The organism is Akkermansia sp. GGCC_0220 (genome assembly GCF_017566105.1).
Lineage (GTDB): Bacteria > Verrucomicrobiota > Verrucomicrobiia > Verrucomicrobiales > Akkermansiaceae > Akkermansia > Akkermansia massiliensis.
In genome coordinates this window covers 43,945-57,851 of the sequence record NZ_JABFCI010000007.1, presented here as the reverse complement: position 1 = coordinate 57,851, position 13,907 = coordinate 43,945, and the positions used below count along the sequence as shown (strand labels likewise).

General features: G+C 57.9%; 14 protein-coding genes and 1 tRNA gene. 13 read left to right on the top strand and 2 right to left on the bottom strand.

Annotated features, from left to right (window positions below; translation table 11 throughout):
• Positions 1 to 62 precede the first annotated feature (62 nt).
• Complete coding sequence (locus HJW02_RS06810) at positions 63 to 2,609, top strand: alpha-N-acetylglucosaminidase (protein ID WP_102721368.1); 2,547 nt, start codon at positions 63 to 65, stop codon at positions 2,607 to 2,609.
• Positions 2,610 to 2,739: 130 nt separating this feature from the next.
• Here the strand turns inward: HJW02_RS06810 and HJW02_RS06805 are convergent, their stop codons facing one another.
• Positions 2,740 to 3,108 carry a rhodanese-like domain-containing protein gene (locus HJW02_RS06805; RefSeq protein ID WP_205596323.1) on the bottom strand — a complete coding sequence of 123 codons (369 nt, stop codon included), beginning with the start codon at positions 3,106 to 3,108 and terminating at the stop codon, positions 2,740 to 2,742.
• 194 nt (positions 3,109 to 3,302) lie between these two features.
• On the bottom strand, positions 3,303 to 4,181 hold the full coding sequence (locus HJW02_RS06800; RefSeq protein ID WP_102721367.1) for a fumarylacetoacetate hydrolase family protein: 879 nt from the start codon (positions 4,179 to 4,181) through the stop codon (positions 3,303 to 3,305).
• A 166-nt stretch (positions 4,182 to 4,347) separates the two neighbouring features.
• On the opposite strand from HJW02_RS06800, the gene HJW02_RS06795 reads away from it, so the two are divergent.
• From HJW02_RS06795 to HJW02_RS06740, 12 genes are all read left to right on the top strand, one after another.
• Positions 4,348 to 5,904, top strand: a complete 1,557-nt coding sequence (locus HJW02_RS06795) for a 2-isopropylmalate synthase (protein ID WP_102721366.1) — start codon at positions 4,348 to 4,350, stop codon at positions 5,902 to 5,904.
• Between the two features lie 130 nt (positions 5,905 to 6,034).
• Positions 6,035 to 6,949: a hypothetical protein gene (locus tag HJW02_RS06790; protein ID WP_102752970.1), complete on the top strand. Its 915-nt coding sequence runs from the start codon at positions 6,035 to 6,037 to the stop codon at positions 6,947 to 6,949.
• 120 nt (positions 6,950 to 7,069) lie between these two features.
• A complete protein-coding gene (locus HJW02_RS06785) occupies positions 7,070 to 7,525 on the top strand; it encodes a GatB/YqeY domain-containing protein (RefSeq protein ID WP_022397019.1) in 456 nt (151 codons plus the stop codon).
• Positions 7,522 to 8,217: a 2-C-methyl-D-erythritol 4-phosphate cytidylyltransferase gene (gene ispD / locus HJW02_RS06780; protein ID WP_102721363.1), complete on the top strand. Its 696-nt coding sequence runs from the start codon at positions 7,522 to 7,524 to the stop codon at positions 8,215 to 8,217. Before HJW02_RS06785 ends, ispD begins: the two co-directional genes overlap by 4 nt.
• On the top strand, positions 8,214 to 9,077 hold the full coding sequence (locus tag HJW02_RS06775) for an NAD-dependent epimerase/dehydratase family protein (protein WP_022397017.1): 864 nt from the start codon (positions 8,214 to 8,216) through the stop codon (positions 9,075 to 9,077). The genes ispD and HJW02_RS06775 overlap by 4 nt, the downstream gene beginning before the upstream one ends.
• 182 nt (positions 9,078 to 9,259) lie before the next feature.
• Positions 9,260 to 10,225: a tryptophan--tRNA ligase gene (gene trpS / locus HJW02_RS06770; protein ID WP_022397016.1), complete on the top strand. Its 966-nt coding sequence runs from the start codon at positions 9,260 to 9,262 to the stop codon at positions 10,223 to 10,225.
• 84 nt (positions 10,226 to 10,309) lie between these two features.
• Complete coding sequence (locus HJW02_RS06765; protein WP_022397015.1) at positions 10,310 to 10,780, top strand: universal stress protein; 471 nt, start codon at positions 10,310 to 10,312, stop codon at positions 10,778 to 10,780.
• Positions 10,781 to 10,813: 33 nt separating this feature from the next.
• Positions 10,814 to 11,617, top strand: coding sequence for a TIGR00282 family metallophosphoesterase (locus HJW02_RS06760; RefSeq protein WP_102721361.1), 804 nt, complete (start codon positions 10,814 to 10,816; stop codon positions 11,615 to 11,617).
• Between the two features lie 2 nt (positions 11,618 to 11,619).
• Positions 11,620 to 12,213: a hypothetical protein gene (locus HJW02_RS06755; RefSeq protein ID WP_022397013.1), complete on the top strand. Its 594-nt coding sequence runs from the start codon at positions 11,620 to 11,622 to the stop codon at positions 12,211 to 12,213.
• The gene (tcdA, locus tag HJW02_RS06750; protein WP_102721360.1) at positions 12,210 to 13,004 is read left to right on the top strand and encodes a tRNA cyclic N6-threonylcarbamoyladenosine(37) synthase TcdA; all 795 of its coding nucleotides are present in this window, start codon (positions 12,210 to 12,212) and stop codon (positions 13,002 to 13,004) included. Before HJW02_RS06755 ends, tcdA begins: the two co-directional genes overlap by 4 nt.
• Positions 13,001 to 13,516: a hypothetical protein gene (locus HJW02_RS06745; RefSeq protein WP_022397011.1), complete on the top strand. Its 516-nt coding sequence runs from the start codon at positions 13,001 to 13,003 to the stop codon at positions 13,514 to 13,516. The genes tcdA and HJW02_RS06745 overlap by 4 nt, the downstream gene beginning before the upstream one ends.
• A 103-nt stretch (positions 13,517 to 13,619) precedes the next feature.
• Positions 13,620 to 13,705, top strand: a tRNA-Leu gene (locus tag HJW02_RS06740).
• Positions 13,706 to 13,907 lie beyond the last annotated feature (202 nt).

Here is a 13,907-nt window from a genome sequence, read left to right as displayed (position 1 = left end):
ATTACGCAAATATCCGTTTTTCGCTGAAAGAACCATTTACCAGCCTGTGATATATTATAAATATGACCTTTTACTTCTCAAAAATTCTATTCCTTTTCATGCTGACAAATCTGTTTGTCTTCGCAGAAGATATACAGAAAAACAGGGAGCGGGAAGCAGCGCGTTCAGTAATCATGCGGACCGTTCCGTCCCTGGCCAAAGCCCCGGAAAAACTGCAATTGGAAATTATTGAAAAAGAAGACGGGCACGATGTTTTTGAAACGAAGGCCTCCGGCGGAATACTGAATATCCGGGGAAGCAGCGGTACAGCCCTCTGCCGGGGATTCTATGATTTTCTGAAGACAAACCGTCTGGGAATGGTCTCCTGGGATAATAAAGATATCCGCTGGCCGGCGCAACTGCCGGACGCCGCGCCGCGCCGCATCGTTTCCCCTTTCCGCAACCACTATTACCTCAATGTGGTCACTTATGGCTATACGATGCCTTACTGGACCTGGGAACGCTGGGAAAAAGAAATAGATTGGATGGCTCTGCACGGCATAGATATGCCTCTGGCCCTGGTTGCCACGGAGGGAATCGCCATACGGGTATGGAAACGGCTGGGACTGACGGAGAAAGAAATAGAAGAATTCTATACAGGGCCGGCACACCTCCCCTGGCAGCGGATGGGGAACATCGTCAATCATGACGGCCCCCTGCCCGCCAGCTGGCACAAGGAACAAATCGCCCTGCAGCACCGCATCCTGCACAGGATGAAATCCCTGGGCATGACCCCCATTTGTCCTGCTTTTTCCGGTTTCGTTCCCCGGGGAATCCTCCGCCTTTATCCGGAAGCGAAGCTTCACCGGCTGGGGTGGGGAGGCTGGCCTCAAAAAAACCACGCCCATTTTCTTTCTCCGGAAGACCCCCTTTTCCTTAAAATAGGACGCCTGTACATGCAGGAATGGCAGAAGGAATTCGGGAGAAACACCTATTTTCTTGCAGACTCCTTTAATGAAATGGAACTTCCTGAAAACAAAGGAGGAGCCGAAGCCCGCAACAACATGCTCAGTTCCCTCGGAGAACAAATTTACCGCTCCATTTCCTCCACCAACCCGGATGCGGTATGGGTCATGCAGGGATGGATGTTCGGATACCAGCGCAATATCTGGAACGCAGATACCCTGAAGGCTTTGCTCAGCAAGGTTCCGGATGATAAGATGCTCCTTCTGGACCTGGCGGCGGATTACAACAAGACCTTCTGGCGCAACGGCATGAACTGGGACGTCTTCAAAGGTTTTTTCAATAAACCGTGGGTTTACAGCGTGGTTCCCAACATGGGCGGCAAATGCGCCATGACCGGGGTAATGGATTTTTACGCCAACGGCCATCTGGAAGCCTTGAACTCTTCATCCAGGGGGCATCTCTCCGGAATGGGCATGGCCCCGGAAGGGATAGAAAACAATGACGTTATCTACGAACTGGTTACGGACGCCGCATGGAGGGACCGCCAGGAGGACGTGGAACAATATCTGGAAAATTATTGCCGTGCCCGATACGGAAATTATCCGGACAGCATGAAGGAAGCCTGGAATCTGTTCCGCCGCACAGCCTATTCCAACTTAAAGGACCATCCCCGTTTCAACTGGCAAATGAAACCCGGCACCCGCGGCTGTTCCGTAAACACAAGCGAAGATTTTCTGAAAGGCCTTTCCCTGTTCGTCAACACTCGCGGCCTGGAACAGTCCCCCCTGTTCCGCCAGGATGCCGTTGAGATGACCGCCCATTACCTTGGCATACGCATGAATGAAGCCATCCTGGCCGCTCTGGAAGCCCTGGATGAACAAGACATGGAGAATACGGAAAAATGCATGGAATATTTCCGCAAATACGCCCTTCGGGCGGATTCCTTTCTGGAAGGACACCCCACCTGGAGGCTGTCGCGCTGGTTATCATTTGCCCGGTCTCACGGAACTTCTCCGGAGGAAAAAAACAAGTATGAACAAAACGCCAGAAGGCTGGTGACCAGATGGGGGCCTCCCGTAGACGACTACGCCGCCAAAATATGGAGCGGCCTTATCAGGGACTACTATCTGCCGCGCTGGGAACACTTTATTCAAAGCCGTCTTTCCGAAAAAAATCCGGATATGGGAGCATGGGAGGAAAAATGGGTCCGTTCCACTGGCGTAAGCGCGGCGCACGCTCCCGGAGATCTGGTCAACGCCTGCCGCCAGGCTATCCGGGAGGCGCCGCCCCTGCCTTCTTCCCTGAAAAGAAAAGCAGCCGGGTCAATTATAGGAAACTGGACCTCCGCAACGGTATCCACGGAATGGAGTTATCTGGACTGGCCCGTTTCTTCCGCTGATCTTGAAAAACTCCGGGGGGTGCGCTTCGTCTTCACTTCCGGCAGCCATGCCCTGGAAATAGACGGCGTCGAACTCCTGGAAAACGGCAAAATAATCGCCCGCGACCAGCACGCCGGATTGGCAGGCAAGCCTTCCCGCGGGAATTTCTACAAACTTTCCCTTCCCAAGGGAATCCATGCCAACAACGGATGTTCCCTCAGAGCCAGGGTCCGCTCCGTGGGAGGAAAATCTTCCAATGGAAAATTGGAACTGATTAAAGAATGAACGGCTTGAATTTCATTCGCTTTCCGGAAGGAGCCTCATGAATCCGTACCCGTGCCGTTTCCTGACCGAACCAGGAAACGGCACGCCCGGCGTCCCTCGGAAGCCCCGCACAGAACAATCGGACGGAAAGTTACATTTCGAACCGGTGCAGGTTTTCCACATGGGAATATCCCATCTTCCTGAGCGTTTCCAGCGCCTTGTCCGCCCTCTTGCCCGTACGGCAATACAGCAGAATCACGGCGTTTTTATCCGGAAGAAGCTGCGGAGCCCGTTGTTCCACCTCATCTGCCGGAATATTCAAGGCTCCCTCCTTATGTCCCGTGCGGTACTCATCCGGAGTTCGGACATCCACCAGCACAATAGGGCGCGCCATGCCGCTTTCCGGAGACACCACCATGGCGGCGGGAACAGGGGCGCGTTCCGCATTCCTGCCTTTCAGCCAGACGAAGAGGGCTGTCAGCCCGGTCACCATGACCACATACAAAACCACGTTTTTCACGCGGCCACTTCACTAAACCGCGGCGAAGTAATCAAGAGAAAATACCGCCCAGCCCCCGCACGCAGGCGTCATCTGCCCTCCGGCCCGCTCCGGCGGCCCCGTTCCACGGGAAAATAACGCTCCGTCCGCAAAAGCGGGAAGGGAAAGTTCTTTCCCTTCCCCCCCATATTCGGAAAGGCCGGAGAATTGTCCCCCTACCCCTCATCATCAATCACCACAGCCTGGGAGGCGAATCCAAAAGCGGGGCTTCCCCATTCCACTACATCCCCGGGTTTTAAATATACCGGAGGCTTCATCCCCATCCCCACGCCTCCCGGAGTTCCGGTGGAAACCACATCTCCGGGCCATAAGGTCATGAACCGGGAAACATAGGCAATCAGGCGCGGAACAGGCCAGATCAAGCCGTCCGTATTGCCGCTTTGGCGCACTTCCCCGTTCACCTTCAATTCCAGGGGAATGCCGGCTCCGTCCCCAAGTTCATCAGCGGAAATGAACGTGGGGCCCATTGGGGCAAAGCTGTCATAACTCTTTCCCTTGGTCCACTGTCCGCCATGTTCCAGCTGGTTGGCCCTTTCCGAATAGTCGCACATCAGCGTATAGCCGCTGATAGCCCGCGCGGCCTCCTCCGGGGAAGCGTTTTTCAGCACCTCCTTAATCACTACGGCCAATTCAATCTCATAATCCAGCTTGTCGCAGCCGGGCGGATACAAAACGACATCGCTGCAGGAAGTAATGGCGGAAGGCGATTTCAGGAAAACAGCCGGTTCCTGTACGGAATCCCCGTCAAACTCCTTCGCATGGTCTGCATAGCTCTTTCCCAGGCACACCAGCTTGGAAGGGGAACAGGGCAGCGCGGTATCAATCGTCCATTCAGGGTCAACAGCTTTGGCGGCGGTATTATCCAGAAACGCGGCAATGCGCTTTATTTCCTCCCCGCAGGATCCCGTTTCCCCGCAAATGCAGGCATCCACCTCCGCAAACACGGAATCCGCCACCAGGTATTCTCCGCGGCTTTCGCTCCACAGAGCCATGACGCGCTCCGCCCGGTCATTCAGGTAAAATCTGATCTTCACCCTTCCATCCTACAAAGCTCCTCCTTTTAGGCAAAGGGAGGTTCCGTCATTCTTTGCTCCGGAGGTTCTCTTCCGCCGCCCGGACGCTCTGTGAAAGCATGCAGCGCGTAGGGCTTGCGTTACCGGAGCAAAACATTATCATGCCACCGCTTAACATCATTAACCTATGTCCGATCAAATCTATTTTTTTGACACTACCCTGCGCGATGGAGAACAATGCCCCGGAGCATCCATGAACCTACGCGAAAAGCTGGAAGTGGCGCGGCAAATGGAACGGCTGGGCATGGACGTGATTGAAGCCGGCTTTCCCTGCATCTCCGACGGCGACTTTGAAGCCGTGCACACCATCGCCCGCGAAATCAAAAAATGCCGCATCGCAGGGCTGGCCCGCTGCGTGAAGGCGGATATTGAAGCGGCGGCCAGGGCCCTGGAACCCGCCGGGGAACGCGCCCGCATCCACATCTTCCTGGCAACCAGCAAGCTGCACATGCAGTTCAAATTGAAAAAAGCGGAATCCGAAATTCTGCGCATGGCGGCGGAAGGCGTATCCTATGCCAAGCAATTCGTGCAGGATGTGGAATTTTCCCCGGAGGACGCTTCCCGCACAGACCTGGATTTTCTGACCAAAGTCGTGGAAACAGTCATCGACGCCGGCGCCACGACCGTCAACATTCCGGATACTGTGGGCTACACTACTCCGGACGAATTCTACCGCATCATCCGCCACCTGAAAGAAAATGTGCCGAACATCGGCAAAGCCGTCATCTCCGTGCATTGCCACAATGACCTTGGGCTGGCCGTAGCCAACTCCCTGGCAGCCGTCCGCGCCGGAGCCCGCCAGGTGGAAGGAACCATTAACGGCATCGGCGAACGCGCCGGAAACGTGGCTCTGGAAGAAGTCATCATGGCCCTGCGCACCCGCGCCGGGCAATTCGGAGACGTCACGGACAACATCAACACGAAGGAAATCGTCCGCACTTCCCGCATCGTGGCCCGCATGAGCGGCATGCAGGTGCAGCGGTCCAAAGCCATCGTGGGGGAAAACGCTTTCGCCCACTCTTCAGGCATCCACCAGCACGGCATCCTCAACTGCCGGGAAACCTATGAAGTCATGGATCCGCAGGCGGTCGGCTGGGGCGCCACGGAACTCCCGCTCACCAAGCATTCCGGGCGCGCTGCCGTCAAATCCAGGCTGGAACAGCTGGGCCATGTCCTCACGGAAGAGGAAGTCAACACCGTCTTTGAACGCTTCAAGAAAGTGGGCGACTCCAAAAAATTCGTTTATGATGATGATCTTTCCGCCATTGTGGACGACTCCCTGCATGCCTCCACCGGCCTATGGGAACTGGACTTCCTGCAATTCGTGGCGGGCAGCCACGCGCGTCCCACGGCTACGGTGGGACTGCTCAAGGAAGGCAAGAAATTTGAAGACAGCTCTACAGGCAACGGCGCCGTGGATGCCGTCATCAAGGCTATTGAGCGCATCACTAAGCGCAAAGGCACGCTGAAAGGCTACAGCGTCAACGCCGCTTCCGAAGGGAAGGACGCTCTGGGAGAAGTCACGGTTCATGTGGACTTCGGCCAGCCCAAGCCCATCGTGGGCAAGGGAGCCTCCACGGACGTCATTGAAGCCTCCGCCCGGGCCTACCTGAACGCGGTCAACCGCTCCATCCGCATGGAAAACATGCCTCAGCCCAACAATCTGGACGCAGGAGCCATCTGACCCGGAGCGCCCCGGTACGCATGCGCGAACGGGGCGCACCTCCGCACGGCGTCCGCAGGACAGCTCCTATGGCTTGCTTTTCTCCTGCTTCCGTGCCATAAATTCCAAGCCTTTTACACCGTACAACCCCATGAAAGCAACACTACTCCTTCTCTGCCTGGCGTGCAGCGCGCTGGCAGCTCCTCCAACCAAAAAACAGCCGGAGCCGGCCAAACCGCTGCCTCCGCTGGAAAAAGCCACCATTGCCATTGACGGCCACCCGGAAAGCGTGGCTGCGGACGCGGAGGGCAACATCTACTTCACCTGCATCGGCGCCAAACTGGCGCCCACGGAAAAGGACAAGGACGGCTACCTGGGCGTTATCCCGCACGGCTCCACGGAACCTAAAAAGATCACGGACGTGGACACCCTGGACGCTCCCAAGGGGCTCCTGTACCAGGACGGCTTCCTGTACTGCACGGATGTGGACATGGTCTACAAGATAGACGCCAAAACCGGCACCATTGAGGGGTATGTGGACCTGTCCCCCTCCCGCATGAAATTCCTCAACGACCTGGCGTTCATCAACGGCAGGCTCATGGTCTCCTCCACGGATACCGACCAGATTTTCTACGTGGACACGAACACCAGTTCCTACGGGGAGCTGGTCACCAAGCAGCCCATCTACAAGCCGAACGGCCTGGCCTGGGACCCGGAAAGAAAAGTCATCTACCTCTGCGAATACGCCACGGATGAAAAAGGCAAGCCCAGCGGCCGCCTGCTCTCCATCAACCCCGTCTCCCGGGAAGTCACGGAACTCTCCAAGGAACGGGGGCAATACGACGGCCTGGTGTACCGTGACAACGCCCTTTACTACAGCGACTGGTCCAAGGACAAAAAACCGGAAGCCATCCGCAGGCTGGACCTGAAAACGGGGCGTTCCGCGCCGGTAGCCACCGGTCCCATTGAAGGCGCGGCGGACTTTATCCTGTATGACTCCATGATCGTGGTTCCGGGCATGGCGGAAAAGAAAATCCACATCATGCCCATCGGCGGGAAAAAATAAACCGGGCGGTTCCGCTCTTCAACTCCCTCTCCGGGCCGTCGGCGGGCATTTCCCGCGCTGGCGGCCTTTTTCAATTTACGGCTTGAAGTACACGTGGGGATGCGCTTAGTTAATGGGGATATGAGCAAGATTTCAGACCAAATCATGGAAGGGATGAAAACCGCCATGAGAGCAAAAGACTCCGTCACCCTCAACACGCTGCGCGCCCTCAAGACGGCTCTGACGAACACGGCCATCGCCAAGGGAGGCCTGGGAACCCAGTTGGAGGAAGCGGAAGAGCTGGCCGTGGTCCGCAAGCAAATCAAGCAGCGCGAAGACTCTACGGAACAATTCCGCTCCGCCGGACGCCCGGAACTGGCCGACAAGGAAGAAGCGGAAATCGCCGTCCTCAAGCAATTCATGCCTGCTGAACTCACCGCAGAGGAAACGGAAGCCATGCTGGAAGCCGTCCTGAAGGAAACGGGAGCCTCCACCAAAAAAGACATGGGACAGGTCATGAAACTCATGCAGGAACGCACCGCCGGCAGGGTCAACGGCAAGGAACTGGCCCGCATGGTGTCAGCCAGACTATCATGAAATGCTGTGCCGCCATCATTGTAGCGGCCGGGTCCTCCCGGCGCGCCGGATTTGACAAGCTGCTGGCCCCCCTGCACGGCGTCAAGGTGCTGGAACGCAGCATCCGGGCCTTTGCCAACTGCCGGGAAATCACGGAAATCGTGGTCGTCTGCCCGGAAGAGCGCTTCCGCGCCATTGATGCTGCGGACCTGGAGACGGAAATACCCGTCACCCGCGTGGACGGAGGAGCGGAACGGCATGAATCCGTTCAGAACGGCCTGGCAGCCCTTCTCTACACGCCGGAACTTGTGGCCGTGCACGACGGAGCGCGCCCCCTCATCACGGTAGAGCAAATCTCCCGTTGCATCCAGACTGCCAGGGAATGCGGAGCGGCCGCTTCCGCGCATCCCGTGACGGACACCTTGAAGCGCGCGGACGAAGAACGCTTCACCCTGCCGGAGCAGGTGGACCGGGACGGCCTGTGGTGCATGGAAACCCCGCAGGTCTTCCAATACCCGCTCCTGCTGGATGCGTATGTGGAAGTCACGGAACGGAACATGCAGGTGACGGATGAAGTAACCGCCCTGCAGCTCATCGGCCATCCCACGCGGCTGGTGCACAACCATGATCCAAATCCCAAAATCACCTGGCCGGAAGATGTCTCCCGCGCTGAAACGCTGTTGGAACTCAAACACCTCCGCAAAGACTCATGACCGGCCTCCTGTGTACAGAACCCCGCGCCGTCCTCATTCTGGGAACGGGCTACCTGGGAAAAGCGCTGGCGGAGAGCCTGCGGAAAGCCGGTCACACGGCCCTTACGGCGGACATTGACGCACAGAAAGCCATTTATGAAGCGGACGTCACGGAGGGAGCCTCCATGCACAGCCTGGCCGCCCGCATCCCCTCCCCCCACATCATCGTCATGTGCGCCAGCACGCGGGGAGGCTCAGAGGAAGCCTACCGCAGCCTCTACATCCGCGGAACGCAGAACACGCTGGAAGCCTTCCCCGGAACGCCGGTCATCTTCTGCTCCAGCACCTCCGTCTATGGCATCACGGACGGACGCTGGATCACGGAGGAACATAACGTCTACCCCGCCTCCGGAAAAAGCGGCCTCCTCATTCAGGCGGAACAGGCGGTTCTGGCCGCGGGAGGCACCGTCGTCCGGCTGGGAGCTCTCTACGGACCGGACCGCTGCGTGCTCGTCTCCCAATACTGCAAGAAGGGCGCGGCCCTCCCCGGAAACATGGACAGGTGGATCAACTACATCCACCGGGATGACGCCGTGGCCGCCCTGCACCTGCTCTGCACGCTCCGGGAACCGCCCACCGGCATCTACAACCTGACGGACCGCACCCCCATGCAGCTGGGAGAAATCTACTCCTACCTCTCCGGACTGCTGGGCATGCCCGCGCCACAGCCCGAACCGCTCCAGGCGGAAGCGCGCCGCGGCTTTTCCAGCCAGAGAATCTCCTGCTCCCGCCTTCTGGCCCTGGGCTGGGAGCCGCTCTACCCAAGCTTTGCGGACGGCGTGCACAACGTGCTGGAAGCGCTGGAAGCGGGGGGAGAATAAACTCCCGCCGCCGCTTCTTCTCTTCATGCCCAAGAAAACGCTCCGGTCAGGCATGAAAAAGAGAGAGAACAAACGCAGGACGCATACCGGAACAGGCGAGGCGCCCGGCCAGCCTCCCCGCCAGTCTTTGACTCTCCCCTTTCTTGACTTGCCGGGCGCGAACAGGCAAAATCCTGCGCGCAATGCGTATCATCACAGGACTTCAACCCAGCGGCAAGCTGCATGTCGGCAACTACTTCGGAGCCATGGAACCAGCCGTCCGCATGCAGGAACGCGGAGAATCCTACTACTTTCTGGCGGACTACCACGCCATGAGCACCGTTCACGACGCGGAGGCCCTGCGGGAAAACTGCAAAAACCTGGCGACGGACTTTCTGGCCGTGGGCCTGGACCCTGGAAAATGCGTCTTCTTCCGCCAGTCCTCCGTGCCGGAAGTCAATGAACTGGCCTGGATACTCGGCACCGTCTGCCCGGTGGGCCTGCTGGAACGCTGCCACTCCTACAAGGACAAAATCGCCAAGGGGTTCTCCCCCAGCAACGCCCTCTTCACCTACCCCGTCCTCATGGCGGCGGACATCCTGATGTATGACTCCGACCTAGTGCCCGTAGGCAAGGACCAGAAGCAGCACCTGGAAGTCACCCGCGACCTGGCAGGCAAAATGAACGAACAATTCGGCGAAGGCACCTGCAAGCTGCCGGATGCGCTCATTGCGGAAAGCACGGCCATCGTGCCGGGGCTGGACGGGCAAAAAATGAGCAAAAGCTACAACAACACGCTCCCCATCTTCGGTGAGGAAAAAGCCGTCCGCAAGCTCATCATGAAAATCCCCACGGACTCCACCCCTGTGGAAGATCCCAAACCCACGGAAGGCTCCGTCATCCTGCAGCTCTACAAGCTCTTCGCCTCTGCGGAAGGCTATGAAGACATGGTCCGCGACTTCAAAAACGGAGGCTGCGGCTATGGCGACTTCAAAAAACGCCTCTTTGACGCCTACTGGGAATACTTCCGTCCCGCGCGCGAACGCAGGGCGGAACTGGAAGCCAACCAGGACTACGTGCACCGGACGCTGGAAGAAGGGGCCCGCAAGGCGCGGGAAACGGCCTCCGTAGTGCTGGACAGGGTGCGCCGGGCCGTGGGCCTGATCTGAACCGGGAATGGAATGCCGGGAGAACCGGGGACAGCACACGTTTTTTAGTGGCATGGAAAAGCACGGAATGTTATACAGGAAGATATGAAGAATATTCTGGTAGCCATTGATTTCTCCAACGCCACGGACGCCGTCATTCATCAGATCGGCAAACTGGCTTGCCCCAACGACAGCATCATCCATCTGCTCCACATTGTGGAACCCAGCATCTGTTATGAAGTCTCCGGCGTGCTGCCGGATGAAGTGCCTGTCCCCGTGATGGACCAGACGGAGGAAAACGAAGTCATCTCCATCGCAAAAAACCATCTGCAAAAAACGGCGGAAAAACTCTCCCGGCTGACGGACGCAACCATCATCCAGGCTGTGGAAGACGAATTTGAAATCAGCGAAGCGGTCATCAACTATGCTGAAAAACACCACATTGACATGATCGTGGTGGGCAAGCACAACCACGGCTTCCTTTCCACCGTCTTTCTGGGCAGCGTAGCCAGCTCCGTCATGCGGAAATCCCCCGTGCCCGTGCTGGTGGTTCCCGTCACCAAGGAAGAGCAGTAAAAACCGCCATCCGCACCAGTCCCGTCCCACTTCATGATTACCATACTCTTTATAGGCGATGTGGTCGGCGAACCTGGCCGCACCGCCGTGAAGCACATGCTGCCGGAACTCAAAAAGGAGCATGGGGCGGACTTTGTCATCGTCAACGGTGAAAACGCGGCCGCAGGGCGCGGCATTACGCCCCGTCTGGCGCAGGAACTGCTGCATGCGGGAGTGGACGTCATCACGACGGGGGACCATGTATGGGACCAGGCGGAACTGGCTCCTTGGCTGGACTCCGAACCGCGCGTGCTGCGCCCCGTCAACTACCCGCAGGGGACACCGGGACACGGAAGCGTGGTGGTGGAAACGCCCAGGGGAAAAATAGCCGTCATGCAGGTGCAGGGACGTTCCTTCATCCAGCCGCCGCTTGAAAACCCCTTCCTCATCTCGGAAGCGGAAGCCAAAAGACTCAGGGAGGAAGAAGGCGTGCAGGTCATCTTTGTGGACATGCACGCGGAAACCACCAGTGAAAAAATCTCCACCGGCTACAATCTGGACGGACTGGTCTCCGCCGTCATCGGAACGCACACCCACGTGCAGACGGCGGATGAAACCATTCTGGAACACGGCACCGCCTACCTGACGGACGCCGGCATGTGCGGCCCCGCCGTCGGGGTGCTGGGCCGGGAACGGGAACCCATTATCCAACGCTTCCGCACCTCCATGCCGGCCAAATTCCCTGTGGCGAACTGGCCCGTGCGCCTCTGCGGAGCCGTCGTGCAGGTGGATGAAGCCACCGGGAGGGCCCTCAACATCGCCCGCATCAGCAAAATCGTGGAAAAACCGGCCTCCTGACCATGCAGACTGCCACCGCCTTCCTCTTATCATGCCTGTTGACGGCGCTCTGCGGATGTTCCGGACACAACGGAAACGCCGTGAGGGACTACCAAAACATGGCCCACAGGGAAGGCTGGCATCGGCTTCCCGCATCCTGCTTCCTCACACCGGACGGACAGCCGGCGCTCCAGTACAGCCTGCTCCGGCAGCATCCCTCACTCACCCTCACGGAAAAGCGGGATAACCGGCAGCCCGTCACCCTCTCCTGGAACAACGGAAAACTGGCCGTAGCATGCAGAAATACGGCTGCCATCGCCATGCCCTCCTGCGGACGCATGGTCCTCTTTACCGTCCGGCAGGACGGCATCGTACGCTACCAGGATAAAAAAGACGGCATCCCCCAGCAAAACGGGGGTGGATGGGACATGCTGATTGCTGTGCATGGAAACACCTGCCTCATCTGCTGGAACCGGGGCGCAGGCCTTCCCGCCTCCTGCCGCCCGGAACAAACGGCTTCCCCCCGCTATTATATCTTCACGATGGAAAAACGGAAGGGCCCTCTGGCACCCGTCTTCTCCTTAATTCCCCACTCCGGTTCAAACACGCAGCCATGAACTATGAAGCCAGATTCGGCGGCATAGGCCGCCTGTATGGAAGGAGCGGGCTGGACATCCTCAGGAACTCCCGCATGGCCGTCGTCGGCATTGGCGGCGTGGGTTCCTGGGCGGCGGAAGCCCTGGCGCGGTCGGGCGTCGGCGCCATTATCCTGATGGACCTGGACGACCTCTGCATCACCAATACCAACCGGCAAATCCACGCTCTGGAAACCACGATCGGCCAGTCCAAGACAGAAGCCATGGCCGCCCGCCTCCGGCAAATCAACCCGGAGGCGGAAATCATCTCCATCAACAGCTTCTACACGGCCTCCAATGCGGAAAAACTGCTGGAGACGAAACCGGACGTCATCATTGACGCCATTGACTCCCTGATTCCCAAGGCCCATCTTATTGCCTCCTGCTACCGCAGCAAACAGCCGCTGGTCACCTGCGGCGGCGCGGGAGGACGCGTCAACCCCGCCAAAATAGAAATAGGCGACCTCTCCCGCACCAAGGGAGACCCCCTGCTCTCCAGCCTGCGCTACAAGCTCAAAAAAGACTACGGCCTACCGCTGGGGGAAAAAGCCCGGAAACTGAAAATCCCCTGCGTCTTCTCCCAGGAAACTCCCGTCTACCCCACCTGCGACGGAGAAACCTCCTGCACGCGCGACCCGGAATTCCAGGGGAAAATGGGCTGTGACTCCGGATTCGGCTCCATCACCCACATCACGGGCACCTTCGGCTTCTTCGCGGCTTCCGCCGCCATTCAAACGCTCTTAAACAAGAAAAAAACACCATCACAGCCATGAACAAACTCCTGCTTCCCCTGCTGGGGGCCGTCCTCCTTCCCGCATTGACCCAGTGCAACTCCCTGGAAAAAGACATCGCCGGCATCAACGCCCGCAATGCGGAAATCGCCCGCGAACCCAGGGGCAACTACTTCGTCGGACGCCGTTACCATGTGCCGGCAACGCGTTTCTGGGGGTACCTGCGCCAGCCGGGCCAGACCTGGAGAACGGCCCAGCTCGTCATCATGGATGAAAGCTCCTGCCGGACCCCGGACCGCCTGCCGGAATACGCCGGGAGCCCGCGCTACGCCTATGACAACAACTATGAATACAGGGTCTACGGCAAGTACACGGGCAAATACGGCTACGAGCCCAACTCCAACCTGAGGCTGCCCATCTTCAAGCCGACCAGGTTTGAAGCTGTCAGCACCGATCCCGGCTGGCTCTTCAAACCCTCGGAAAAATATGACACCAAGGCCGTCACTCTGCGCCCGGCCATCATGCCCGTGGCTACCTCCCTCCCGGTCCGCTAAGAAAATCCCTCTTCAAAAAACGGAATCGAAAGGATAAAAAAGAAGAAAAAGCTTGATATCTTCGTTCCTCTGCGCTAAAAACTCCCCGCCTTAAGGCACCCATGCTCGGGTGGCGGAATTGGTAGACGCGCTAGACTAAGGATCTAGTGTCGATAAGACGTAGGGGTTCGAGTCCCCTCTCGAGCACCATCCCTTTTATACCGCAAGTTGCTGTTCATAAGCGCTTGCGGTTTTTGTTTATCGACAATTGCAAGACAAACCGCAGTATATTTATACAACTTTTATCGACACGAAACGGGAATGTACTGCAAGAAATGAAAGGTCCTCCCTCTTGTTTACTCGCTGGAAACAGTTCAGGTAAAAACCAATGAAGGAAGCTGTGTATTTACGA